This window comes from Franconibacter pulveris, assembly GCF_056780215.1.
This window is the reverse complement of record NZ_CM165555.1, coordinates 1,028,151-1,052,609: the sequence shown is the minus strand read 5'-3', so window position 1 is coordinate 1,052,609 and position 24,459 is coordinate 1,028,151. Positions and strand designations below refer to the sequence as shown.

General features: G+C 58.2%; 27 protein-coding genes. 15 read left to right on the top strand and 12 right to left on the bottom strand.

Going from position 1 to position 24,459, the window contains the following annotated elements:
- Positions 1–17 precede the first annotated feature (17 nt).
- The 3 genes from ACU4F7_RS05015 to ACU4F7_RS05005 are packed head-to-tail and all read right to left on the bottom strand — an operon-like array spanning position 18 to position 2,869.
- A complete protein-coding gene (locus tag ACU4F7_RS05015) occupies positions 18–1,232 on the bottom strand; it encodes an MFS transporter (protein ID WP_481638166.1) in 1,215 nt (404 codons plus the stop codon).
- Between the two features lie 50 nt (positions 1,233–1,282).
- Positions 1,283–2,044, bottom strand: coding sequence for an SDR family oxidoreductase (locus ACU4F7_RS05010; protein WP_029592030.1), 762 nt, complete (start codon positions 2,042–2,044; stop codon positions 1,283–1,285).
- 18 nt (positions 2,045–2,062) lie between these two features.
- Complete coding sequence (locus tag ACU4F7_RS05005) at positions 2,063–2,869, bottom strand: SDR family NAD(P)-dependent oxidoreductase (protein ID WP_481638165.1); 807 nt, start codon at positions 2,867–2,869, stop codon at positions 2,063–2,065.
- A gap of 492 nt (positions 2,870–3,361) precedes the next feature.
- Between ACU4F7_RS05005 and ACU4F7_RS05000 the strand changes: the two genes are divergently transcribed.
- Positions 3,362–3,508: a Hok/Gef family protein gene (locus tag ACU4F7_RS05000; protein ID WP_028019862.1), complete on the top strand. Its 147-nt coding sequence runs from the start codon at positions 3,362–3,364 to the stop codon at positions 3,506–3,508.
- 162 nt (positions 3,509–3,670) lie between these two features.
- Here the strand turns inward: ACU4F7_RS05000 and zapE are convergent, their stop codons facing one another.
- A complete protein-coding gene (gene zapE, locus ACU4F7_RS04995; protein WP_481638164.1) occupies positions 3,671–4,678 on the bottom strand; it encodes a cell division protein ZapE in 1,008 nt (335 codons plus the stop codon).
- Between the two features lie 207 nt (positions 4,679–4,885).
- On the opposite strand from zapE, the gene eat reads away from it, so the two are divergent.
- From eat to ACU4F7_RS04955, 8 genes are all read left to right on the top strand, one after another.
- Positions 4,886–6,265, top strand: a complete 1,380-nt coding sequence (gene eat / locus ACU4F7_RS04990; RefSeq protein WP_029592027.1) for an ethanolamine permease — start codon at positions 4,886–4,888, stop codon at positions 6,263–6,265.
- 10 nt (positions 6,266–6,275) lie between these two features.
- Entirely contained in the window at positions 6,276–7,658 is a 1,383-nt protein-coding gene (locus ACU4F7_RS04985; RefSeq protein WP_029592026.1) for an ethanolamine ammonia-lyase subunit EutB, read from the top strand.
- Positions 7,659–7,660: 2 nt separating this feature from the next.
- Entirely contained in the window at positions 7,661–8,428 is a 768-nt protein-coding gene (eutC, locus tag ACU4F7_RS04980) for an ethanolamine ammonia-lyase subunit EutC (RefSeq protein WP_481638163.1), read from the top strand.
- A gap of 76 nt (positions 8,429–8,504) precedes the next feature.
- A complete protein-coding gene (locus tag ACU4F7_RS04975) occupies positions 8,505–9,074 on the top strand; it encodes a GNAT family N-acetyltransferase (protein WP_029592024.1) in 570 nt (189 codons plus the stop codon).
- A 183-nt stretch (positions 9,075–9,257) separates the two neighbouring features.
- The gene (locus tag ACU4F7_RS04970) at positions 9,258–10,478 is read left to right on the top strand and encodes a SpoIIE family protein phosphatase (RefSeq protein ID WP_029592023.1); all 1,221 of its coding nucleotides are present in this window, start codon (positions 9,258–9,260) and stop codon (positions 10,476–10,478) included.
- Positions 10,479–10,492: 14 nt separating this feature from the next.
- Positions 10,493–11,068: a SiaB family protein kinase gene (locus ACU4F7_RS04965; RefSeq protein WP_481638162.1), complete on the top strand. Its 576-nt coding sequence runs from the start codon at positions 10,493–10,495 to the stop codon at positions 11,066–11,068.
- Positions 11,061–11,477, top strand: a complete 417-nt coding sequence (locus ACU4F7_RS04960) for a DUF1987 domain-containing protein (RefSeq protein ID WP_029592021.1) — start codon at positions 11,061–11,063, stop codon at positions 11,475–11,477. The genes ACU4F7_RS04965 and ACU4F7_RS04960 overlap by 8 nt, the downstream gene beginning before the upstream one ends.
- Positions 11,471–12,238 (top strand): GGDEF domain-containing protein, encoded by a 768-nt coding sequence (locus ACU4F7_RS04955; RefSeq protein ID WP_029592020.1) that lies wholly within the window; start codon positions 11,471–11,473, stop codon positions 12,236–12,238. The genes ACU4F7_RS04960 and ACU4F7_RS04955 overlap by 7 nt, the downstream gene beginning before the upstream one ends.
- A 234-nt stretch (positions 12,239–12,472) precedes the next feature.
- Here the strand turns inward: ACU4F7_RS04955 and ACU4F7_RS04950 are convergent, their stop codons facing one another.
- The 4 genes from ACU4F7_RS04950 to ACU4F7_RS04935 all read right to left on the bottom strand — a co-directional run bounded on the left by ACU4F7_RS04950 (position 12,473) and on the right by ACU4F7_RS04935 (position 15,084).
- Positions 12,473–12,868, bottom strand: coding sequence for a VOC family protein (locus ACU4F7_RS04950; RefSeq protein WP_481638161.1), 396 nt, complete (start codon positions 12,866–12,868; stop codon positions 12,473–12,475).
- A 97-nt stretch (positions 12,869–12,965) separates the two neighbouring features.
- A complete protein-coding gene (gene lpxP, locus ACU4F7_RS04945) occupies positions 12,966–13,889 on the bottom strand; it encodes a kdo(2)-lipid IV(A) palmitoleoyltransferase (RefSeq protein WP_029592018.1) in 924 nt (307 codons plus the stop codon).
- 457 nt (positions 13,890–14,346) lie between these two features.
- Entirely contained in the window at positions 14,347–14,523 is a 177-nt protein-coding gene (locus tag ACU4F7_RS04940) for a hypothetical protein (protein ID WP_167541506.1), read from the bottom strand.
- Positions 14,524–14,580: 57 nt separating this feature from the next.
- A complete protein-coding gene (locus tag ACU4F7_RS04935; RefSeq protein ID WP_029592017.1) occupies positions 14,581–15,084 on the bottom strand; it encodes a P-loop nucleotide/nucleoside kinase family protein in 504 nt (167 codons plus the stop codon).
- 599 nt (positions 15,085–15,683) lie between these two features.
- On the opposite strand from ACU4F7_RS04935, the gene cspE reads away from it, so the two are divergent.
- Entirely contained in the window at positions 15,684–15,896 is a 213-nt protein-coding gene (cspE, locus tag ACU4F7_RS04930) for a transcription antiterminator/RNA stability regulator CspE (protein ID WP_029592015.1), read from the top strand.
- A 23-nt stretch (positions 15,897–15,919) separates the two neighbouring features.
- Here the strand turns inward: cspE and ACU4F7_RS04925 are convergent, their stop codons facing one another.
- A complete protein-coding gene (locus ACU4F7_RS04925; RefSeq protein ID WP_481638160.1) occupies positions 15,920–16,315 on the bottom strand; it encodes a hypothetical protein in 396 nt (131 codons plus the stop codon).
- A gap of 90 nt (positions 16,316–16,405) precedes the next feature.
- The gene (locus tag ACU4F7_RS04920; RefSeq protein ID WP_481638159.1) at positions 16,406–17,368 is read right to left on the bottom strand and encodes a chemotaxis protein; all 963 of its coding nucleotides are present in this window, start codon (positions 17,366–17,368) and stop codon (positions 16,406–16,408) included.
- A 297-nt stretch (positions 17,369–17,665) separates the two neighbouring features.
- Between ACU4F7_RS04920 and ACU4F7_RS04915 the strand changes: the two genes are divergently transcribed.
- The 4 genes from ACU4F7_RS04915 to fdnI all read left to right on the top strand — a co-directional run bounded on the left by ACU4F7_RS04915 (position 17,666) and on the right by fdnI (position 22,611).
- A complete protein-coding gene (locus tag ACU4F7_RS04915; RefSeq protein WP_481638158.1) occupies positions 17,666–17,836 on the top strand; it encodes a hypothetical protein in 171 nt (56 codons plus the stop codon).
- A gap of 188 nt (positions 17,837–18,024) precedes the next feature.
- Positions 18,025–21,072 (top strand): formate dehydrogenase-N subunit alpha, encoded by a 3,048-nt coding sequence (gene fdnG, locus ACU4F7_RS04910; protein ID WP_481638157.1) that lies wholly within the window; start codon positions 18,025–18,027, stop codon positions 21,070–21,072.
- Between the two features lie 11 nt (positions 21,073–21,083).
- Positions 21,084–21,965, top strand: coding sequence for a formate dehydrogenase subunit beta (fdxH, locus tag ACU4F7_RS04905; RefSeq protein ID WP_029592011.1), 882 nt, complete (start codon positions 21,084–21,086; stop codon positions 21,963–21,965).
- Complete coding sequence (gene fdnI / locus ACU4F7_RS04900) at positions 21,958–22,611, top strand: formate dehydrogenase-N subunit gamma (RefSeq protein ID WP_029592010.1); 654 nt, start codon at positions 21,958–21,960, stop codon at positions 22,609–22,611. Before fdxH ends, fdnI begins: the two co-directional genes overlap by 8 nt.
- A 52-nt stretch (positions 22,612–22,663) precedes the next feature.
- Here the strand turns inward: fdnI and ACU4F7_RS04895 are convergent, their stop codons facing one another.
- On the bottom strand, positions 22,664–23,044 hold the full coding sequence (locus ACU4F7_RS04895; RefSeq protein WP_481638156.1) for a hypothetical protein: 381 nt from the start codon (positions 23,042–23,044) through the stop codon (positions 22,664–22,666).
- Between the two features lie 340 nt (positions 23,045–23,384).
- Here ACU4F7_RS04895 and ACU4F7_RS04890 point away from each other — a divergent pair, with 340 nt between their 5' ends.
- The gene (locus ACU4F7_RS04890; protein WP_024557772.1) at positions 23,385–23,576 is read left to right on the top strand and encodes a toxin-antitoxin system HicB family antitoxin; all 192 of its coding nucleotides are present in this window, start codon (positions 23,385–23,387) and stop codon (positions 23,574–23,576) included.
- Between the two features lie 9 nt (positions 23,577–23,585).
- Here the strand turns inward: ACU4F7_RS04890 and ACU4F7_RS04885 are convergent, their stop codons facing one another.
- The gene (locus ACU4F7_RS04885; protein WP_481638155.1) at positions 23,586–24,431 is read right to left on the bottom strand and encodes an HNH endonuclease; all 846 of its coding nucleotides are present in this window, start codon (positions 24,429–24,431) and stop codon (positions 23,586–23,588) included.
- Between the last annotated feature and the right edge of the window lie 28 nt (positions 24,432–24,459).

Here is a 24,459-nt window from a genome sequence, read left to right as displayed (position 1 = left end):
GAAGAAGAGTTCTCTTTTTACGACAAAATGCGCGTCGCCGAACAGAGGGCGGCGCATTTTTCCTGCTCGCGCCGTTTCGCCCGTTCGGACACCGCCAGGCTTGCCAGCGCCAGCGCCAGCAGCAGCACGGAAAGCCCGAGCAACCCGCCATAGCCGAAACGCGGATAGACCCATGCCGCCACCGCCGAACCAAAGCCGATGCCGCAGAACATAAAGGCGCTGGTGAGCGCGAGCGCAATGCCCCGCCACGGCCCGGCGACCTCCACCACCCGCCGCTGCTGGGTCGGCCAGAGAATATCGGTGGCGAACGCCCAGACGGTGAACGCGGCGAAAAGCAGCGAAAGGTGCGGCGGCGCGGCCAGCATCAGCAGCATGTCGACCATCAACAGCCCGATGCCCGCCACCAGCAGCCTCTCGGCGCTGAAATGACGCGCCGCGCGGGCGACCGCCAGGTTGCCGACAATCCCGGCGACGCCCAGCACCGCCAGCGCCACCGATACATCGTGCGCCGTGCCGTGAAAGCTGTCGCGCACCACCGGGGCGATAAACGCATAGGTGGCGAAGACCCCAGCGGCAATAAAAAAGACCACCAGAAAGGCGCTCAGCAGTTTCGCATTCGTCAACACGTCGCCGATGGTGGAGAGCCGGATGCGCGCGCCCGCGCCCGTTTCCGGCACCGTCAGGCGAATATTCAGCGCCACCAGCAGGCTGACCGCACCCACCGCGCCAAACAGCGCTCTCGGCCCCCAGGCGTCGGCAAGCCAGGCGGCGAGCGGGATGCCGAGCATGCTGGCGAGCGACAGCCCGAACAGCACTTTCGCAATCGCGCTGCCGCGCTCTTTCTCATGCACCAGTTCGGCGCCTAACCCCACCAGCACCGGCCCCATCAGCGAGGCGCCAAGCCCCATCACGATGCGCGACGCCGCGAGCACGCCGTAATCGGGCGCCAGCGAAAAAAGAAACGCGCCGCCGCCGAAGGTCGCTGCGCCATAAAGCACCAGCTTGCGGCGCGGCAGATGGCCGAACAGCACCTGAGAGAGCGGCGCGGCAAGGGCGAAGGTGATGCCGAACAGCGCCAGCAGCCAGGCGCTTTGTGATTCGCTGATGGCCCACTCGCGGGCAATCGGCACCAGGCTGCCGGACACCGCCAGCGAACCGGTGGCCTGTACGAAATAGGCGAAGCTTAACGCCCGTAAGGCCCGGCGCTGGGGCAGTGAAAGTGAAGGTGTCATGCGCGTCTCCCACCTGAGAGCAAGGCCGGGCGCCAGGCCCGGCATGAGAATTAATGAACCGGAATAGGGTTTTCCGCCATCGTCTGGTTGAACTGGTTCACAAGCCCATGTTCGTTGCGGCCAGGGTTGTCGCGCACCGGCAGGACGCGGTCGACAATCGCTTCCTCTTCACCCGCCGCCAGTTTCTCCAGCGTCTCGCGGATGAAATCATCCAGCGGCATGGCGCGCTCGTCGCCGCTTTTGTAGATAAGGTCGGTATCCACCCACGGCGGCGCAATCTCCACCACGCTTACGCTGGTATCACGCAGCAGGAAACGCTGAGAGAGCGTGTAGGAGTGGATAGCCGCTTTGGTGGCGGAGTAAAGCGCGGTGGCGGCCAGCGGCAGGAAGGCGAGCACCGAGCTGTTGTTTATCAGCCACGCCTGCGGCTGCTTTTTCAGGTGGTCGACAAAGGCGGCGCTGACGCGCACCGGGCCTAACAGATTGGTGGTGACAAGCGTCACCGCCTGGTCGTCATCCAGCGCGCCGGCGGCGTCGTCAAACGGCATGATGCCCGCGTTGTTGATAACCACGTTCAGCGACGGGTACTTGGCGATAAGCTGCTGCGCCGCCTGTTTAATCTGCTGCGGGTCGGTGATGTCGAGCTCAACGAAATCCATACCTGGATTCGCTTTGCTGACCGCTTCCAGCAGCGCCCTGCGACGCCCGGAAATAATCACCTGGTTGCCAAGCTTGTGCAGCGCTTCTGCCAGTCCACGGCCAATACCGGATGTGCCGCCAGTGATAAAGATGGTGTTGTTGGTCAGTTTCATGGTTTTTCTCCAGATTTGTTATTGAGCGGCCTGGTAACGAGGCGCGGGTTTATTCACGGAAAGGTGTTGCATCATGGTCTGGCGAGCGGCTTCAAACGCCTGCCATTCGCTTTCGTCCTGCAAAGAGGGCAGCGTAATCAGCTCGCCGCGGTCGAAGCCGACAAGGGCGGCGTCCACCAGCGCCTGCGGCGTCATTACGATGTCGGGATCTAAATGCTCAAGCGCCAGCCCGCCGGTTTCCCAGAAGTCGGTGGCGGTCGCGCCCGGCAACACCGCCTGCACCTGGATCCCCTGGCCGTGCAGTTCGTGGTGCAGCGACTGGCTGAAGGCCTGAACGTAGGCTTTCGAGCCGCCGTAAACGCCGTTTAAGATTTCCGGCGCGATACTAACGATGGAAGCGATATTGATGATGGCCCCCTGCCCGCGCGCCACCATGCCAGGAACAACCGCGTAGGTCAGACGCGTGGGAGCAATGACGTTGAGGTCTATCATCTGCTCCATGCGGTCAATATCGCTTTGCAGCAAAGCGGTATGGGTGCCGACGCCCGCGTTATTCACCAGCAGCGTGATGCTGGCGTCCTGACGCAGCTTCTCTTCCAGCGCGCGCAGCGCCTGCGGGTTGTTCAGGTCAACCGCCGCCACCTCCACGTTCCGGCGCGTTTCGGCGGAAATCTGGCGGGCCTGCTGGTTCAGTTTGTCGCGATTGCGGGCGACGATAATCAGGTCGTAGCCGCGACGCGCCAGGCGGTCGGCGTAAACGGCGCCGATGCCGCTGGACGCGCCGGTAATCACCGCGGTGCCTTTGTGCTCTGCTGCTCTGTTCATGCTGCTTCTCCGGTTCAGGTAAGGTGTTGTTGTGTCGATGAACAGAGATTACGCGAACTCAGCATGACCTGAATGACGAATAGGGTAGTGATTCAGGACATCCTGCAAAAGGTGGCGGAAAACCGTCGCGGTCGGTAAAGGGGTTTATTTACAGGAAGGCTTAATAAACGCAGGCGATAATAAGCAAGGGCAAATGAAAGCCAATGAAAATAATAAAAACAAAATGCGAGGCGGCTCGTAATTTAAAGCAGGACGAAGAATCATCTTCTATTAATAACGGCAAAAGTACGCACTTCGCCGGAAATAAATAGCTGTGATAAGGCGGGTTATTTATTATTTGCGCGGGCGCCTGAGGCTTTCTGGTTTCAGGCAATGTGTGGTTTCCAGAAAGATGAAGGCCCCGAGTTAATCACTTAACCCGAGGCCGACACATGAACCACAAACAGTCATGATGTTAGCCTCTTACTCGCCTCACGGCAAGGAGAAAAGGCTATGAAGCACAACACTTCTGTATGGCGTCTGGTTATCGTCTGCGCGACGGTGCTGGCAATAATACTCCTTACCCGGGAAAGGCTTTACGAACTCCGTTACCGGGATGGGGAAAAAGAGGTAACGGCTTTATTAGCCTGTAAACCCTGAAAGTAAGCGTCTACGCGGGGAGCAATCCCCGCGAATCAGGCTGTCAGGATCATGTCCAACGGCGCCCTTTTTTTTCATTATTTCAATAACGACTTTATGTAAGCCGTTATTTATTTTCGCTTCCGCCCTGGCTTTTTCTTAATTAATTCGCGCCAGGTTAATTTATTCCGCCGTTAATTGCGAAAGGCGGCTGGCGGTGCGCGCAATGTCTTCCTGCTCCACGCCCGCCACCAGCTCCGTAAGCGGACAAGCGGCGGCGATAAACAGGCGGCGTTGCTGGTCGTAGAGCACATCGACCAGGTTGATAAAGCGCTGCTGCGCGGCGGGGCTGACGCGCGCAAGCGGCGGCACGCCGTCAAGGAACCAGCGCTCATGCCCTTCGCACAGCGCCAGATAGTCCATTACCGCCGTGGGCGCCTCGCAAAGGCCTGCAAAGGTGAAATGCAAAAACTCGCCGGGTGCGGAGGCGGCGTGCAGCGTGCGGTGGCCGACAGTCAGCGCAACCGCCCCGGAGGCGTCCGGCAGCCCCAAAGCCTGCCGCCGGGCCGCATTTGCGGGCCACAGATAAGCGCCTTCGCTGAAAACGCCGTGGCCCGCCGCCTGCTGGCGATAATCCCGCGGGCCATTGAGCGCCATAACGGTCATGTGGCGCTCGATAAGCGCAATGGAAGGCACAAAGCGATCGTGATAAAGCGGGTTCGCCAGCAGCGCGCACGGCGGATAGTTTGAGGTGAAGATAAGCGCCACGTCGCGCGCTACAGCCAGCGCTAACAGCCTTTTCACCAGCATCGCGTCGCCGATATCGTGCAGATGGAACTCATCAAAGCAGAGCAACCGCGCCTCGCCCATCAGCTCAAGCAGCGCGGCGTCCAGCCCCTGACCGTTAAGCTGCTGATGCAGTTCGCGAAAGAAGGTATGAAAGTGGGCGCGCTTTTTTTGCGCCAGCGGCAGCGCGGCGAAAAAGCTGTCGACGATAAAACTCTTGCCGCGTCCGGGTTGCCCCCACAGGTAGAGCCCGGCGAAAGCGGCCCGGCGGCGCTGCAACGTTTCGGCAAGCGTCTCCAGATGCCGGATGAGCCGCTGCTGGTCGTTATCAAGCCGAATCCCTTTCTCCTGCGCCTTGCGGTTCATCACGTCGGTAAAGTTCAGACGCGGTTCTTTCAGCAGCATCGCTTTTCTCAATCGTTTTGTGAATGAATTGTTATTTACCCATAAGCGGACGTAATTTTCAAAAGCTTCACCAAAAGGGCGCACGCCCTGCCACTTCACGAGGCAGCGCCTCATACCGACGGTTGAAACGTTGCCCGTTTTGCCGCTGGTACACTCCTTGCAATAGCCCTGCGGGATATCCGTTTATTGGCGAGGTGAGTAATGAGAATGCAAACCGAACAGTCCGGATTAAAACGCACGCTGGGCAGCTTCCGCCTGTGGGGCATTGCCGTGGGGCTGGTGATTTCCGGTGAATATTTTGGCTGGAGCTACGGCTGGTCGCAGGCGGGCACCATGGGTTTTCTTATTGTGGCGCTGGCGATAGCCGCCATGTATTGCGCGTTTATTTTCAGCTTTACCGAGCTGACCACCGCCATTCCCCACGCAGGCGGTCCCTTTGCTTACGCCTACCGGGCATTCGGGCCGACAGGCGGGTTTATCGCTGGTTTCGCGACGCTGGTGGAGTTTGTTTTCGCGCCGCCCGCCATCGCCATGGCGATTGGCGCTTACCTCAACGTGCAGTTCCCTTCACTCGATGCGAAATGGGTCGCCTGCGCCGCTTACGTTATCTTCATGACGCTCAATATTCTGGGCGTCGGCATTGCCGCGACGTTTGAGCTTATCGTCACCCTGCTCGCCATCTTCGAACTGCTGGTCTTTATGGGGGTGGTGTCGCCGGGCTTCTCGTGGAGCAACTTCACCGCCAACGGCTGGGCCGGGTCGGAAACCTTCAGCAGCCTGGCGCTGCCGGGGATGTTCGCCGCCATTCCGTTCGCCATCTGGTTTTTCCTGGCCATTGAGGGCGCGTCGATGGCGGCGGAAGAAGCCAAAGATCCAAAACGCACCATTCCCCGCGCCCTCGGCGGCGGCATCATCACGCTGACCTTGCTGGCGGTAGGGGTGATGATTTTCGCCGGCGGCGTGGGCGACTGGCGCACGCTCTCCAACATCAACGACCCGCTGCCGCAGGCGATGAAAATCATCGTCGGCGCAAACAGCGGCTGGCTGCATATGCTGGTGTGGCTGGGGCTGTTTGGCCTGGTGGCGTCGTTTCACGGCATCATCATGGGATACTCGCGGCAAATTTTCTCGCTGGCGCGGGCCGGTTATCTGCCAGCAAGCCTCGCCAGAATCAACCGTCGCACCCGCACGCCGCACCTGGCTATTCTTGCGGGCGGCGTGGTGGGCATCGCGGCGATTTTTTCTGATTCGCTCATCACCATTAACGGCATGCCGCTGACCGCCAGCATCGTCACCATGTCGGTTTTTGGCGCTATTGTTATGTATATCGTCTCTATGGCGTCGCTGTTTAAGCTGCGCCGCAGCGAGCCGGGGCTGGAGCGCCCGTTCCGCGCGCCGCTCTACCCCCTCGCCCCGGCCTTCGCGCTGGGCATGGCGGTGCTGTGTCTGGCGGCGATGGTTTACTACAACCTGGTGCTGGCGGCCATCTTCGCCGTCATGATGCTGGCGGGCTATCTGTGGTTCCGGCTGACGGCGCGCGCCCGCGCCAGCGCGGCGCTGGACCCGCAACTGCGCGTCGCCTCGTAAGGAGTCACTCGTGTACCAGACTACGCTTGCGCATACGGTTTACCGCTTCTCTTCTCTGAAAGACTTGCTGGCGAAAGCCTCCCCGGCGCGGTCCGGGGATGTGCTGGCGGGCGTCGCCGCGCAAAGCGCCGAAGAGCGCATGGCGGCGAAGATGGCGCTCGCCGACCTGCCGCTGCGCGAGCTGCTCAATAACCCGCTCATCCCTTACGAGCAGGATGAAGTCACGCGTCTGATTATCGACACCCACGACCGCGACGCGTTCTCCCCCATTCATCATTTAACGGTGGGGGAGTTCCGCGACTGGCTGCTGGACGACGCCACCACCTCTGAGACGCTCTCCCGGGTCGCGCCAGGCGTCACGCCGGAGATGGCGGCGGCGGTCAGCAAGCTAATGCGCAACCAGGATTTGATTCTGGCGGCGAGCAAATGCCGCGTCGTCACCCGCTTTCGCAACACCATCGGCCTGCCGGGCCATTTAAGCGTGCGCTTACAGCCCAACCACCCGACGGACGACCTGCGCGGCATCGCCGCCAGCATGCTCGACGGGCTGTTTTACGGCTGCGGCGACGCGGTGGTCGGCATCAACCCGGCGAGCGACAGCCTGCCGGTGCTGGAGCGGCTCAACTATATGCTGGATGACGTTATCAGCCGCTTTGCAATCCCCACGCAGTCTTGCGTGCTGACACACGTGACCAACACGCTCCAGCTCATCGAGCGCGGCGCGCCGGTGGACCTGGTGTTTCAGTCGGTGGCGGGCAGCGAGGCGGCCAACAGCGGCTTTGGCATCAATCTCGCCCTGCTGGAAGAGGCGCGCGAGGCGGCGTTAAGCCTCGGTCGCGGCACGCTTGGCGACAACGTCATGTATTTCGAAACGGGCCAGGGAAGCTGTCTTTCTTCAAACGCGCATCACGGCGTCGATCAACAAACCTGCGAAGCGCGGGCCTATGCGGTGGCGCGACATTTTAAGCCGCTGCTGGTCAATACCGTCGTGGGGTTTATCGGCCCGGAGTATCTCTACGACGGCAAACAGATTATTCGCGCGGGGCTGGAAGATCACTTCTGCGGCAAGCTGATGGGGCTGCCGCTCGGCTGCGACGTTTGCTATACCAACCACGCCGAGGCGGACCAGGATGATATGGATACGCTGCTTACCTTGCTGGCGAACGCCGGGCTGACGTTTCTCATCGGCGTGCCGGGGGCGGACGACATCATGCTCAACTACCAGAGCACCTCGTTTCACGACGCCCTCTATATTCGCCGCCTGCTGGGCCTGAAGCACGCGCCGGAGTTCGCCGCCTGGCTTGAGAAGATGCAGATTATCAACGCCCAGGGGCAGCTGCGGCTGACCGGGGCCAACCATCCGTTGCTGGCGGCGCTGCCGCAGGAGGTATAGCGATGAGCGCCCACGACGCCTGGGATCTGTTACGCCAGTTTACCGACGCCCGCATTGCGCTGGGGCGCAGCGGCGCCAGCCTGCCTACCCGCGAAGTGCTGAAATTCGGCCTCGCCCATGCGCAGGCGCGGGACGCTATTCATCAGCCTTTTGACAGCGAACCGCTGCGCGGCGAGCTGGAGGCGCTGGGCCTGGAAACGCTCACTGTTCACAGCGCCGCCGCCGACCGCGATACCTATCTTCACCGCCCCGACTTAGGCCGCAGGCTGGATGAGGAGAGCCGCGCGCTGCTGGCGCGCCGCAAAGGGAATGCTGACCTGCTGCTGGTGATTGGCGACGGGCTCTCTTCGTACGCCGTGCACCGCCAGTCCGTTGGGCTGATTCGCGCCCTGCTGCCCTATATAGAAACGCTCGGCTTAACGCTCGCGCCGGTGGCGCTGGCGCATCAGTCGCGAGTGGCGCTGGGCGATGATATTGGCGAAGCGCTCGGCGCGAAAGCGGTGGCCATATTGATTGGCGAGCGGCCCGGCCTCTCGTCGCCCGACAGCCTTGGGGTTTACCTTACCTGGAAACCCGAACGTTCGCGCATCGAGTCCGAGCGTAACTGCATCTCTAACATCCGGCCTGAAGGGCTGCCCTGGGAAGCGGCGGCGTTTAAGCTCGCCTGGCTGCTGGAGCAGGCTTTTTTGCGCAGGCTTACCGGCGTGAAGCTCAAGGATGAGAGCGACAACCCGGCGCTGCACGGCAAAGTAAAGCCGCTGCTGCGCTAACCTCCTGCAAAGCGGGGTCGACAGGCGCGCCGTTCTGTGTAAAAACGGTGTTTTACTGTTGAGAAAGGAAGCCGTCATGACAGCGATTCCCGCCGCGCCTGAACTTCATACCGAACGCCTGCTGCTCAAACCGCTCGCGCCGGAAGATGCGGAACAGATACAACAGACGTTCCCCCGCTGGGAAATTGTGCGCTACCTGGTGGCGAGCGTCCCCTGGCCCTATCCCCCGGACGCGGCGCGGCATTATGTGAATAACGTGGCGCTGCCTGCGGCGGCGGAAGGCCGCGGCTGGTTCTGGACGCTGCGTCGCCGCGAAGCGCCGGCGCAGTTGATTGGCGTTATCTGCCTGCTGGATGAGCCGGACAACAACCGCGGCTTCTGGCTGGCGCCGGAGCAACAACGTCAGGGGCTGATGAGCGAGGCGTGCCGGGCGGTGAACGATTTCTGGTTTACCGTGCTCGATCGCACGGTGCTGCGCGTGGCGAAAGCGCAGGCTAACGACGCTTCGCGCAATCTCTCAAACCGAAGCGGCATGCGGCTTATCCGCCGCGAAAAAAAGCAGTACGTCAGCGGCGAGCTGGATTCCGAAGTATGGGAAATTACGCGTGATGAATGGCAGCGAGTAAAGCAGGCGGGTTGCGTTTAAGGGATAACGCCGCGCTGCGCCGGGGCGCAAAGACGGGCGCAGCGCTAATAGTTTTTTATGGCTTCAGTTTAATTTTAGTGACGCTAAACTCTTGAATTACGCTTAAGTTTGTTATTGCAGTAAAAGTGTCACACTTCTCCCCTACTCTAAGATAATTCTTACTTCGTACGGGTTATCTGGTTAATGGATATTCCACTGGCGCTGGCCTCCTCGTCGCAGCAGCTTAACGCCGGGATCCTGCGCATCGCGGTGCCCCACGTCACGCCGGGTTCCACCAATCTGCAGGTGATGGCGCTCTTTAACGAGCACAAATCGCTGATTGGCCTGCCGGTGCTGGAGAACAACCGGCCGATTGGCATGATCAACCGGCACATTTTTCTCTCGCAGATGAGCCGCCCCTTTTTCCATGAGCTTTACGATCAGAAAAGCTGCATCGCGTTTATGGATAAAACGCCGCTTATCGTCGAGGCGGACGCCGGGCTGGAATATCTGGCCGAACGGGTGGTGGAGACAGGCGACAAGGCGGTCGCTGAAGGGTTTATTCTCACCGAAGCGGGCGACTACGTAGGCATCGGCCTTGGCATCGATCTGATTAAAACCGTCTCTGGCCTGCAGGCCCGTCAACATGAGCAGATTATGCAAAGCATCGAATACGCGCGCGTGATTCAGGACTCCATGCTCAACCGCTCGCGCCAGACGATGGAAGCGCACCTGCGCGACTGGTGTCTCTCCTGGTACCCGCGCGACTGCGTGGGCGGCGACATTTACGCTTTCCAGCGTTACGAACACGGTTGGCTGCTGGTGATAGCCGACTGCACCGGCCACGGCGTGCCCGGCGCCTTTATGACCTTTATCTTCTCCTCCGCGCTGGAAAAGGCGCTGACGCAGGCGGCGCCCGACGAGCCGGACCGACTGCTGAGCCTGATTAACCAGTACATCAAACAGACGCTGAGCCAGCTTCAGACCACGCCTAACCATAGCCAGTCGAACGACGGCTGCGACGCCATCGCGCTGTTTGTCGACGCCCGCGACGCGCAGATTGTCTGGGCGAACGCGCAGATGCACGCCTTTGTGCTGGGCGAGGGGGAAGCTGAGGTGGCGCTGCTGGAAGGCGATCGTAAAGGGATGGGCTATATCGACACGCCTGCCGATTTTCGCTGGCAGCGCCATCGGCGCGCGCTTAAGCCTGGCGATCGGGTGCTGATTGTCACCGACGGCGTGACTGACCAGATCGGCGGCGAGCGCAACATTATGTTTGGCAAAAAACGCATCCAGTCGCTGCTGCTGGCGCAGCGTCACCTGCCGATGCGCGAGTTTTCCGACGCACTCTTTGCCACGCTTCGCGACTGGCAGGGCAAACAACCTTCCCGCGACGACATGACGTGGTTTGGCTTTCGCTGGTAAATAAAGAGATGAGTATGAGTGAATTACAGGTAAAAGCAGCGGCGCTGTTGCCGCTGCTTACCCCACAGCGACAGGGCGGCGTCGCCCTCTCCTACACCGGTTTTATTTCGCAGCAGAATATTGTGTCGATGGGCGAAGTGGTCCGCGCCTGGCTTGATGAAAACGAGGCCTCCGCGGCGCTGCGCCGCAAGCTCTTTTCGGTGTTTGTCGAAATGGGCCAGAACATAGTGCGCTACTCCTCTGATGAACGCTTTTTACACAAAGGCGAAGAAGAACTGCGCTACGGCTCGCTCTGCTTTCACACCGACTGCACGCGCTATTACCTCGAAACCGCAAACCTGGTGGGGCCGGAAGAGTCCTCTTTACTGCGCGCCAACCTTGAAGTGCTGCGCGCCATGACGCAGGACGAAATCCGGCAGGCCTGGAAGCGGGGATTGCGCAGCGAAGCGCCGCCCACCAGCAAAGGCGCCAACATCGGGCTGCTGACAATGGCGCGGGACACCAGCGAGCCGCTGGAATACCGTTTACATCCCCTGGCGGCGAGTCATCTGTCCGCCTTTCACCTGAAGGCGACGTTCTGCCATGACTGACACCACCTTAACGCCTGCCGTTGTACTGGCGGCGACCCACTCCACGCCGGAAGTGAATTTTGATTTCGCCGCCCATCGCCTGTGGCTGAAAGGCGAAGCCTATCCGGAAAACGCCGCCGCTTTTTTCCGCCCGCTCATTCAGGCGGTGGAGAACTGGCTTGACGCCTCGCCCGTCGACGCGCAGCCCATTGAGCTGCACGTGGCGCTCAGCTATTTCAACAGCTCCAGCACCAAGCTGCTGTTTGAGTTTTTCGAATGCCTCAACAGCTTCGCGAAGCGGGGCAAACGCTGCGAGCTGCACTGGTATTACGATGAAGAGGATGACATTTCCCAGGAGTTCGGCCAGGAGCTGAGCCTGGACTTCACCTCGCTGTCGGTGCTGCTGAAGCCGGAACTGAACGTATGCTAGATATTAACGAGCTGTTCCAGGACGAGTACGCCGTGCTGGAAGAGGCCCGCCTCGCCGCCGCCAACCCGCAGCTTAGCGCCGACGCCTGTCGCGATAAGCTGTGGCTGATAGCCAAACATTATCAGCGGCTGATTCGCCACTCCTACCGGCTGATTTCCCGCAGCGACCGGGCGGAGCGGGAGCTGACGCGCATGAACGAGCAGCTTCAGAAGCTGGCGCGGCAGCTGGAGTATGAAGCCACCCATGATTCCCTCACCGCCGTCTTTAACCGCAGCGCCATTATCCACCAGATAAACCAGGCGCTGACGCAAGGCAACGTGGGGCTTATCCTGCTGGATATCGACCACTTCAAGCGCATTAACGACGAGCACGGCCACCCTACCGGCGACCGGGTGATCTGCTCGCTGGTGCAAAGGGTGCGCAAAGCCTTGCCCGCTCACGCCGCCATCGGCCGCGTGGGGGGTGAGGAGTTTACCGTGCTGCTGCCGGGCAGCCGCGTTGAAGAGGCGATGATTATCGCCAGCTACATTCACGCTTCGCTGAACGCCTCGCCGCTCGACGTCCTGCCCGAACAGCGGGTGACGGTAAGCCTTGGCGTCAGCCTTGGGCTGCGCGACAGCGATTTCGAAACGCTTTACGGCGCGGCGGACGCGGCGCTTTATGTGGCGAAAAAGCGCGGACGTAACCAGGTGGCGCTCAGCGACACGCTTTTTCGCCCGCCGTCGCTGCCTTTAGCCGCGGGAAAGCTGCGAATGGAGTAACCCGCCGCACGTGGTTCGCCGCGCTGGCGGCGCGTTTCAGGCGGCGCGGATAGCATCGTCAGGACGTGCCGCTGGCGGCGTGAAACTCCGCCGTATCTGTTGTGACATCACTCTTGCGGCTTAAAGCCAGACGGTTCAACGAAAGTGACATCCGTAAAGCCTGGACGCTATCAGTACGATAAGCCCAGCGGGAGGCGAAAAAACAGCGGCGGCTCGCTACGACCCGGTTAATTATCACTTGCCGTAATACATCCCCTCGAGCTTCATGCCGTCCGGGTCGAGGAAAAAGACGGCGTAGTAATCAGGGTAATATTCATCGGCAGGGTCAACGATAGTGGCCTGCTGCGCCTCCAGCCACTGCTGGAGTTCATCCACTTCGGCGCGGCTGCCAAGGGACCAGGCGTAGTGGTGAAAGCCGGGGTTGCCTTTGCGATAAGGCGTTTCTTTTCCCTGCTCATCGGCCTGGTAAATCCACAGGCGCGTGACGTCGTTGCGCCAGCCGATGGCGTTTTCCATCTCGTCCATTATCTCAAAACCCAGGAATTTCATTAGCGGGCCGTAGAAGGCTTTCGAGCGAGCAAAATCGCTGACGGACAGCACCAGATGGTCAACACCGGTTACGCGTGGCATGGGCGGCTCCTTATTTAAGGTAAAAAGTAACTATAGACCGCGGCTCGCGCCCATAAAAAAACCGGCGGCCTGGGCCACCGGTTTTGGGTATATCGCGTTACAGGTAGAGCGACGCTTCGCCCGCCGGGCGGGTCTTGAAGCGGCGGTGGATCCAGAGATACTGCTCCGGCGCGCGCAGGATTTCCCGCTCAATCACTTTGTTCATGTAGCACGCTGCGGCGGCCTCGTCGTCACGCGGGTAATCTTTCAGCTCCGGCTGGATTATCAGTTGATAACCGCTGCCGTCCGCTTTTCTTATCATCACGATAGAGAGCAGCGCCGCGCCGCTCAGGCGGGAGAGCACGAAGGTGCCTTTGGTGGTGGCCGCGTCGTTCACCGCAAACAGCGGCGCGAAGGTGCTGCCGCGCGGGCCGTAGTCTTGATCCGGCGCGAACCAGACCGCTTCGCCTTTTTTCAGGGCGTTGACCATGCCTTTGAGATCTTTGCGATCGAGCATCGCCTTGTTTGACCGCATGCGCCCGCGGGTTTGCGCCCACTCCAGCGCCGGGTTGTTGTGCGGACGGTACATCGCCATCATCGGCCGACAGAGGCCCATAACGCGCCCGCCCAGCTCCAGCGACATAAAATGCACACCGATAACAATCACGCCGCGGTTGCCATCGACCGCCTGTTGCAGATTGTGCAACCCTTCAACGTCAAACCAGCGTTTGATGCGTTTATCCGACCAGAACCACGCCATGCCTGTTTCCAGCAGCGCCATGCCGAGCGAGAGGAAGTTATCGGCAATCAACCGCTCTTTCTCATCGGGTGAAAAATGGGGAAAGCAGAGCTCAAGATTGCGACGCAGAATCTTCTCGCGTCTTTTCAGCACGGGCCGCGCCTTCGCGCCGAGAAAAGCGCCAAGACGCATCAGCAGCGGATAAGGCAACTGCACCAGCAGCCAGAGCAGCCCAAGCCCACACCAGGTAAGCCAGTAGCGCGGATGCAGGAGCGATGAAGAGAAGTGTCCGGTTTTATTCATGATTGACCCTTTATGCCTGTAGCGGTATCGCATAAAGAAACCCTTTCGTTAGCGGTACACTCTGTTTTGTTTGATGTAGACGACAGAAAAAACGCCCGTGCGTGAACCGGCAGTACCCCCTGCGACACGCGGACGCGAAAACATAATGCGCGAATGATAAGTAACCCTGATTAGCTGTTTAAACGTTGCGACGGTCTACGCGACCCGATTTTTTGTCCGCCGTGCGGCGAGAAAAAGGAGGGTTGAGTTGAAAAGACGAGCCACCTGTTTGGGGCGATGCTCAATGAAGCGATATGACTGCGACGATGAAGCCGCCCACCACCACAGTGGGCTTTCCGCCGGTAAAAAGATAGCGAAATTTTGTAAAGTAAGTGAAGAAATTATGAAGCTCTGCGGGTGAAGCGAAGCGCCGGTTTCACCCGCAAGCGGTCTGCTCTGATTTTAACCTTTCGTGCGGTTAAAAGACGTTCAAATAGTGGTCCAGACCGTAGTAAGCCCAGTAGAGCGCGGAAGCGCCGACATAGGCCCAGCATCCCCACCAGGCTATCGGCTCGCGGTCCGTTTTCGCGCGGGGAAGAAAGGCAAACAGATAACACACCGCCGCGATCAGGGCGACAAAGTAAAAGAACTTCATAACACCGCTCCTTATATCCCAAAGAGTTAAGTTTTCAGGATAGACAGCTTTGCCGGGTTACGCCTGCGGCGGCGTGTGGCGGACGATGTTAAACCCTTCATCCGGAGCGGGCGCGGTAAAGTAGCGGGTGATGAGAGTGAACTGAGCGTCGGTAGTGGCGAAATCATGCGTTCCCGCTTCGTTGCGGGCGTGCAGGCGCGCCTTGCACAGCGCTTCCGGCACATCCAGATAATGCAGCTGATGCGCCGCGCCGCTCGCCTCGATGACCTGCTTCATCCAGGCGCGGTTTTCCACCGTATTGGCCGGAAAATCGAGCACCACCGACACGCCTGCGCGCAGCAGCGACGCCAGATGCGGCTGCATCGCCTCCCGAAGCCTTGCGGCATAACGAACGTAATCGGCGACGCTTTGCATCTCCTCGCCATACAGCCGGGCGAGCCAGGCGTCTTCGCTGACGAGCACGGTGCCGGGCTTGTCGGCAAGCGTGGCGGCAAGCGTCGATTTTCCTGAGGCGATTTTGCCGCACAGCAGATGCAGGACGGGAGTGGATGTAACGGACATAGCGACCTCGCGCAGTGAATTTCAATTACCCGATAATAAAGCGCCTGCGCTCTTGCGCCAGCCCCGCAAACGGGTGGGTTTTGTGCTTTTGCCCGCCTGCGGACTATAAAGAAAATAAGACCGTTTCTACGCCCGATTTTTTGCTTAGGTTTACCCGCCTCACTTTAAAAAAGCGTCCGCCGGATTATCTGAACACAGGCGGAAAATTTGACGCGCAGAGAGCGTATTATTCTACAGAGCGTAGCCTCATTTATTTTATTTTCCGCCGCTGCGCTTATAAGAAATAAATAAAGCCATGCATGACCTATTCGCCGTTCCGTTGTTTGATTTACCGTTTGTGACGCTTCTGGCCATACGGCCGTCCGGGCGCTTATGCGTTTAAAATAAACATTGCTTAATAAATTTATCCATGTCTTAATAGCGCCATCGGTTTGGAAAACAGACCTTATGAAAGCAGTTTTAGTAAAGCAGTCCTCAGTTCAAGTGTTATCCCCAGATACCCTTCTTCATGAGTCTTCTCCTAAGCGCCTAATAAGTAACGCTCTGCATAACAGGCCATCATCGCCGCCCTGAGTGGCTCATTAATTAAGGAATTGTCTATGTCTGGTAAAATGACTGGTTTAGTAAAATGGTTTAATTCAGATAAAGGTTTTGGCTTTATCACGCCGAATGACGGCAGCAAAGATGTATTCGTGCATTTCTCTGCAATCCAGAGCGATAGCTACAAAACGCTGGATGAAGGTCAGCAGGTTTCTTTCACCATTGAAAATGGTGCTAAAGGCCCGGCAGCCGCCAACGTTACCGCGCTGTAATAAGCGTGAATTATCGTCGGCGCTTACGATAGCGATGAAGGCAATGACCTGAGCAGTGAAGCGTTGCGATAAGCAATAAACCCGCCCCGAGCGGGTTTTTTATTATCCAAAATTTGTTTTGTCGCGGTTTTAAATATTTCTGTCGCCTGCCAGGCCTGTTTACCTTGATAAAAATATCTGCAGCGAATCCCTACCTGTTCAGGTAGTTTAAAGGGGATGTTGTAACTAAATAAAGAAAAACACGCTATGCTGTTTTTTTCTGCTGCCGGAGCCTGAACGCCTATGTCCACCTTTTCCCTTATCGCCATTCCGCTTTTCCTCTGCGGGATGATGATGCTGTTGCTGGCCGCCACGTTCAAAAAGCGCGGTTTTCTTAGCTCGGGGGTTGCCCTGACATCTTCTTCGGTGGTTTTCGCCACACTCGGCATGACGCTTTAGCGGCATGAAAAAGCCCCTTGCGGGGCTATGTTTGTTACGGACTCAGGCACACGCTGACTTCATCTGGTCGCTTATGCGCTTTTCAGCACCTGCTGAATGGCGGAAGAGAGTTCGTTAATTTCGAATTTCGCCACGTAAGCGTTGGCGCCCACTTTGCGCACGTGTTCTTCGTTGGCGCTGCCGGAAAGCGACGAGTGGATAACCACCGGAATGTGCTGCAACCGCGCGTCGCGCTTGATGTTGCGCGTGAGGGTAAAGCCGTCCATTTCCGGCATTTCCAGGTCGGTCAGCACCAGCGCGATTTTATCGTCAATCGATTTGCCTTCCGCCTGCGCCTCGTCGGCCATGATTTTAATTTTTTCCCACGCCTCTTTGCCGGTGGTGTGCAGCAGCGCCGGAATGCCCATCTGCTTAAGCCCCTGCTCGAGCATGGTGCGCGCCACTTTCGAGTCTTCCGCCACGATGGCGACCGCGCCGGGTTTGAGGTTAAAGCTGTTCACGCGCGACTCTTCCGCCTGCGGGCCGCGCGAGGCCGGGATGATGTCATAGAGAATTTGTTCAACGTCCAGCACCAGCGCGAGGTTGTTGCCCTGCTTGTCGCCGTCGATGCAGGCGATGCTGGTAATGTTGCTGCGGCTGCTGACGCCCGCTTCCGCCGTATGCACCTGGCTCCAGTCCAGACGCACAATATTATCGACAGACTCCACGGCGAACGCCTGGGTGCTGCGGGCATACTCGGTAATAAGCAGCAGATTAAGGCCGGTTTCCGGCTTGCAGCCCGCGATGGCCGGCAGGTCGATAACCGGGATAATCTGGTCGCGAATATTGGCCACGCCGAGCAGCGGCGACTTCATGCCGGCCGCTTTCGTCACGGCGGGCATCGGGATAATTTCGCGAAGCTTGAAAACGTTAATGCCAAACAGCTCCGTTTTGTCTTCCTGCGCGTCTTTCCCCAGACGGAACAGTAAAAGCTCAAACTTGTTCGATAAGGCGAGGTTCGCCCTCTCATCAATCTCTTTCTGAAAATTGTCCATCTTTGCCTCTAAGCCATGACAGGGAAGTACGCTCGCGGGCCGAAAGCCGCAGGTCGTCTGTAAGGGTTATCGGCAGAGAAAAGAAAAAGCACAGGGGGATTTTTCGCCAGGTGATATTTATCACGCCAGAACGTAACGGCGTTTTTTAAGCGAAGCAGCAAAAGGGGGCTATTCTTAGAACAAGCAGAAGAAATAAATAAGCCGTTTAATGGCCCTTGCCTGAATAACAGCGAAGCCCGCCCGTCATTTAATTTTTTGTATGAACCATGAGCCAGAAATAAACATAAGGTCCGGAACATGAAAACGCTGCTGATAGCCTTAATAACGATGCTGGCTGGCTGCACCACCACCACGACCACCCTGCCCGTACCGCACAGCAAAGCCGACTGCGAAACCACCGGCATCGGCGGCGACGCCTGCCACCTCACGCCGTCGCAGCCCGCGCTGCCGCCTGTCGCAGATAAATAAAGCTAACGCGAAAGCGTTAACAGGCCTTATAAACCGGTAACCCGGTACGAGTTATCTTTCTGATTTTAACCTACTTATTAATAGGTAATTTCCGCGAAATGTCCTGCCGCTTTGATTTCACGCAATAATCCCCTGCCCTGGGTTGCTATTTTCCCCCGCCGTAAATCGTCATAAAAAATGGGGATAAAATGAACGTCAGCCGCAGAAAGTTTTTTAAACTCTGCGCCGGCGGAATGGCAGGCACAACAGCGGCGATGCTCGGCTTTGCTCCACAACCGGCGCTGGCGGAAGTGCGCGATGATAAATTGCTGCGCGCAAAAGAGACCCGCAACACCTGTACTTACTGTTCCGTAGGGTGTGGATTATTGATGTACAGCCTGGGCGACGGCGCGAAAAACGCCGCCTCCAGCATTTTTCATATTGAAGGGGACCCGGACCACCCGGTCAGCCGCGGCGCGCTCTGCCCGAAAGGGGCGGGGCTGCTCGACTACATTCACAGCGAAAGCCGCCTGCGCTACCCGCAATACCGCGCGCCAGGCTCTGACAAATGGCAGCGCATCAGCTGGGAGGAGGCGTTCGAGCGCATCGCCCGCCTGATGAAAGCCGACCGCGACGCCAATTTTGTTGAGCGCAACGCCGCAGGCGTGACCGTCAACCGCTGGCTCTCCACCGGCATGCTCTGCGCCTCGGCGGCCAGCAACGAAACCGGCATGCTCACCCAGAAATTTGTCCGCTCGCTTGGCATGCTGGCGGTGGATAACCAGGCGCGCGTCTGACACGGACCAACGGTAGCAAGTCTTGCTCCAACATTTGGTCGCGGTGCGATGACCAACCACTGGGTGGATATCAAAAACGCCAACGTGGTGATGGTGATGGGCGGCAACGCCGCGGAAGCCCACCCGGTCGGTTTCCGCTGGGCGATGGAAGCCAAAAACAACAACGACGCCACGCTGATTGTAGTGGACCCGCGCTTTACCCGTACCGCGTCGGTGGCGGATATCTATGCGCCCATCCGCTCCGGCACGGACATTACGTTCCTGTCCGGCGTGCTGCTCTACCTGATAATCCACAATAAAATCAACGCGGAATACGTTAAGCACTACACTAACGCGTCGCTGCTGGTGCGCGAAGACTTCAGCTTTGAGGATGGCCTGTTCAGCGGCTACGACGAGGCTAAGCGCCAGTACGATAAAACCACCTGGAATTACCAGTTCGACGAGAACGGCTTTGCGAAGCGCGACGAGACGCTGAGCGACCCACGCTGCGTCTGGAACCTGCTGAAAGCGCACGTCGCGCGCTATACGCCGGAGGTAGTGGAAAATATTTGCGGCACGCCGCGCGCCGATTTCCTGAAGGTGTGCGAAGCGCTCGCCTCCACCAGCGCCGCCAACCGCACCGCCACGTTCCTCTACGCGCTTGGCTGGACGCAACACACCGTCGGCGCGCAGAACATCCGCACCATGGCGATGATCCAGCTGCTGCTCGGCAACATGGGCATGGCGGGCGGCGGCGTGAACGCGCTGCGCGGCCACTCCAACATTCAGGGGCTGACCGACCTGGGGCTGCTCTCCACCAGCCTGCCGGGCTACCTGACGCTGCCTTCAGAGAAGCAGACCACAGTTGAAAGCTACCTTGCGGCCAACACGCCGAAAGCGACGCGCCCGGACCAGGTGAACTACTGGAGCAACTACCCGAAGTTCTACGTCAGCCTGATGAAAGCGTTTTACGGCGACGCCGCGCAGAAAGAGAACGGCTGGGGCTTTGACTGGCTGCCGAAGTGGGACGCCGGTTACGACGTACTGAAGTACTTCGACATGATAGACCGCGGCCTGGTCAACGGCTATATCTGCCAGGGCTTCAACCCGGTGGCGTCGTTCCCGGATAAAAACAAAGTGGTGGCGAGCCTCAGCAAGCTCAAATACCTGGTGGTGATCGACCCGCTGGTGACCGAGACGTCCAACTTCTGGCAGAACCACGGCGAGATGAACGACGTTGACCCGTCCGCCATTCAGACCGAGGTGTTCCGCCTGCCCTCCACCTGCTTCGCCGAAGAAGACGGCTCTATCGCCAACTCCGGACGCTGGCTGCAATGGCACTGGAAAGGGGCGGACGCGCCGGGGGAAGCGCGTAACGACGGCGAAATCCTGGCCGGGCTGTACCAGCGTCTGCGCGAGCTTTACCGCGCCGAAGGCGGCAAAGGCGTCGAGCCGCTGCTGAAGATGCGCTGGGATTACAAACAGCCGGACAAGCCGGCAGCAGAAGAGGTGGCGAAAGAGAACAACGGCTACGCGCTGGAGGATCTCTATGACCAGAACGGCGTGCTGCTTGCGAAGAAAGGCGAGCTGCTGAGCTCGTTCGCGCTGCTTCGCGACGACGGCGCCACGGCGTCGGCCTGCTGGATCTACGCCGGAAGCTGGACCGCCCAGGGCAATCAGATGGCGAACCGCGATAACAGCGACCCGTCCGGTCTTGGCAACACGCTGGGCTGGGCCTGGGCCTGGCCGCTCAACCGCCGCGTTATCTACAACCGCGCCTCGGCGGACCCGCAGGGCAAGCCCTGGGACCCGAAACGGGTGCTTATCGAGTGGAACGGCACGAAGTGGGTTGGCAACGATGTGCCGGACTTCAACACCTCGGCGCCGGGCAGCGGCGCCGGGCCGTTCATCATGCAGCCAGAAGGCGTAGGCCGCCTGTTCGCCCTCGACAAGCTCGCCGACGGGCCGTTCCCGGAACACTACGAGCCGTTCGAGACGCCGCTTGGCACCAACCCGCTGCACCCGAACGTGGTCTCAAGCCCGGTGGCGCGCCTCTTTGCAGCGGACGCGAAGCGCCTGGGCAACCATAAGGCGTTTCCGTATGTCGGCACCACCTATCGTCTGACCGAACATTTCCACACCTGGACGAAACATTCGCGCCTCAACGCGATTGCGCAGCCCGAGCAGTTTGTGGAAATCAGCGAACAGCTTGCGAAAGCGAAAGGCATCAGGAACGGCGACAGCGTGAAGGTGAGCAGCAAGCGCGGCTTTATTCGCGCGAAAGCGGTGGTGACGCCGCGCCTGCAAACGCTGACGGTGGCGGGCCGCGAGGTAGAAACCATCGGCATTCCGCTGCACTGGGGCTTTGAAGGCGCGGCGCGCAAGGGCTATCTCGCCAACACCCTGACGCCATCGGTGGGCGACGCCAACTCACAAACGCCAGAGTACAAGGCGTTTCTGGTCAACATTGAGAAGGCGTAGGGAGCGAACTTATGTCCATGCAATCTCAGGATATTATCAAACGCTCGGCGACCAACAGCTTCACGCCCCCACCGCGAGGACGCGATGATAAAGAGCAAGTCGCCAAGCTTATCGACGTCACCAGCTGCATCGGCTGCAAGGCGTGCCAGGTCGCCTGCTCGGAGTGGAACGACATTCGCGACGAGGTGGGCCACTGCGTTGGGGTGTATGACAACCCCGCCGATCTCAGCGCCAAATCCTGGACGCTGATGCGCTTTAGCGAGACGCGCCAGAACGGCAAGCTGGAGTGGCTCATCCGCAAGGATGGCTGCATGCACTGCGAAGACCCCGGTTGCCTGAAGGCCTGCCCTTCCGCCGGGGCCATCATCCAGTACGCCAACGGCATCGTCGATTTTCAGTCGGAGCACTGCATCGGCTGCGGCTACTGCATCGCCGGCTGCCCGTTCCACATTCCACGCCTTAACAAAGAGGATAACCGCGTTTACAAATGCACGCTGTGCGTGGACCGCGTGACCGTAGGCCAGGAGCCCGCCTGCGTGAAAACCTGCCCTACCGGGGCTATCCGCTTCGGCACCAAAAGAACGATGCTGGAGAAGGCCGAAGCGCGGGTTGAAAAGCTTAAGGCGCGCGGCTACCCGAACGCGGGGCTCTACAACCCGCCGGGCGTTGGCGGCACGCACGTGATGTATGTGCTGCACCACGCCGACCAGCCGGAGCTGTATCACGGCCTGCCGAACGATCCGCAGATTGATACGCCCATCAGCCTGTGGAAAGGGATCCTCAAGCCGCTGTCGGCGGCGGGCTTTATCGCCACCTTCGCCGGGCTGATTTTCCACTACGTTGGCGTGGGCCCGAACGAAGAGACGGATGACGAGGAGGAAGATCATGAGTAAACGCAAAATGATTGTCAGGACGACCTTCATCGACCGCGCCTGCCACTGGACGGTGGTGATTTGCTTCTTCCTGGTGGCGCTCTCCGGCATCGCGCTCTTTTTTCCGACGCTGCAGTGGCTGACGGAGACTTTCGGCACCCCGCAGATGGGGCGTATTCTGCACCCGTTCTTTGGCGTGCTGATTTTCTTCGCGCTGATGTTTATGTTTGTGCGCTTCGTGCATCACAACATTCCGGATAAACACGATTTGCCGTGGCTGAAAGGGATTGTCGAGGTGCTGAAGGGCAACGAGCATAAGGTGGCGGACGTCGGTAAATATAACGCCGGGCAGAAGATGATGTTCTGGAGCATCATGAGCATGATTTTTGTGCTGCTGGTGACCGGCGTGATTATCTGGCGGCCTTATTTCGCCGACTTTTTCCCGATCAAGGTGGTGCGCTACAGCCTGCTTATCCACGCGACCGCCGCCATTGTGCTTATCCACGCCATTCTGATTCATATGTATATGGCGTTCTGGGTGAAAGGCTCAATCAAGGGGATGATTGTCGGCAAGGTCAGCCGCCGCTGGGCGCAGAAGCATCATCCGCGCTGGTATCGCGCCATTCTCGCGCAAGAGGCGAAAAAGGAGAGCACCGAGGGGCTTTAGGGCGCCGGTGCGCTGAAATGAGAAAAAGCCGGGGAAACCCGGCCTTTTTATTTTAATGCGCAAGATGAACAAGCTGCCCGGCGCAGTCTTCATAACCGCGTTCGGTCAGTACGAAGCAGGGTTCTTTAATGAAGTCGCACAGGTGGCAGACCAGATCAAACAACAGGCCGGTGAGCGGCTTCGTCAGTTGCGGCGTTAAGGCGCGGCTCAACAGCGCCATGTTCAGCGCCCGGCAGTAGCCTGCCAGAATCGGCTCTTCGCTGCCAAGGCACAGGGGAAGCTCCGGGGAAAGTTCGCTTGCAGTGAGCGACGGGTAAAGATGAGCCGGGATGGGCCGCTCCAGCGCCGCCAACAGCGCGTCCAGCGCACAGGCCAGCCTGCCCGCGAACGCCAGAGAAAGCGTGTCGTCGCGGCATTCCAGCAACTCGCTCACCAGTTTCTCGCACAGCGTGGCGGGTGGAAGAAATTCATTTCTGACGTTATCGCACCCTCGCGGAGCGTTGTCTCGTTCAGAAAATCCGGCACGGGCTGAACAGGACAACTGACGGCGGACAGCCGCGCCGTATTGCGCGGATGAAGTTTGGGAATAAGGGTAATCAAATTCAGGGCGAGCGTGTGTGTTACTATTGGCGGTAGCCATAGCTGTTACCTCTTTTAACAGATTGTGGTCAGACGCTCCGGTTGTGGTGGTGCACACCGGAGCGTTGTTTTCGGTTACGTTCGGTTTTATCGTACGTACGTAACGACACCCATCATCTTTATCGCGTACGTACATGTCAACGATCAAACGAGACAAAAGCCCTAAAGGAACCGGTTGGTCCCCTACCTTTCAGATTCGGATTACCCCGGAGCTGAAAGCGCAGTTTGAAGAGGCTGCCAAAGCGCAGGGCATGAGCCTTGGCAACTGGTTTAAAAATCTTGGGCGGGAAGAGCTGAAGAAATTAGGTATTGAGCCGAAAGGGTAATGCAGGCACTTAATAAATTCTGGTAGCCGTCAGTCTGGGTACTTTTATATATATGGCTTTTACCAGGTCATGGCGGTTTTCGCTATGATGAAATGCTCTGTGGCAATTCGGGCATACGGCTATGCAGTTCTCCGTTGTATCTGCGCCCCCGTCAGCCAGTGGGACTACATGATGAACTTCAAGAAAAGGAATACCGTCAGGTGTTTTAAACGGAGCAAAAGAACCACAACATTCGCACTTTCCCTCACTCTTTTTTAAGACCCATGCTTTTACTTTTGGATCACGATAATAAGTAGTTTGGTTGATAAATTTCTTTTCAGGACTAATGAAACCTTCCGGTTTTTCAACTCCCTTAACATATAAGGCAGCCACCTCTTTCTCATAATCCCTGTCTGCGTTTAGATAAATATTTTTTTCATTAAGTACAATAGACTCCCAAAACAGGCGATTAGCATTTTTGCAAACAAAAAGGATTCTTTTAGTTCTGTTGCCTGTTGGCTTTTCATTCATCAGGTTGTTTCCACTTCCAAACATCCCCTGAACTCTTCCTATTGCCGCACGCACTTCTTTTCCTGAAAAATATTCTATATTTATAGACTTATTATTATCAATTATTATTCTTCTGGCTTCAATGTCCGGCATTATTTTCTGTAGAAGAGATGTCACTAAATATGCTTCGATAGTTTTTACGCCGGACTCTTTTAAACGCTCGATTATAAGCTCTACAGCTCTATTATAGTCCCTGTTACGATCTTTCGGCCCCCAGGACTCGATCACTAAACCAAACATCCCTTCTTCAGTTAAAATTTTAACTTCTGAATTCAGCTCATTCCCAAAATCATCAATAACGTTCATTATAATCTCTTTTATTACCATCAACGAA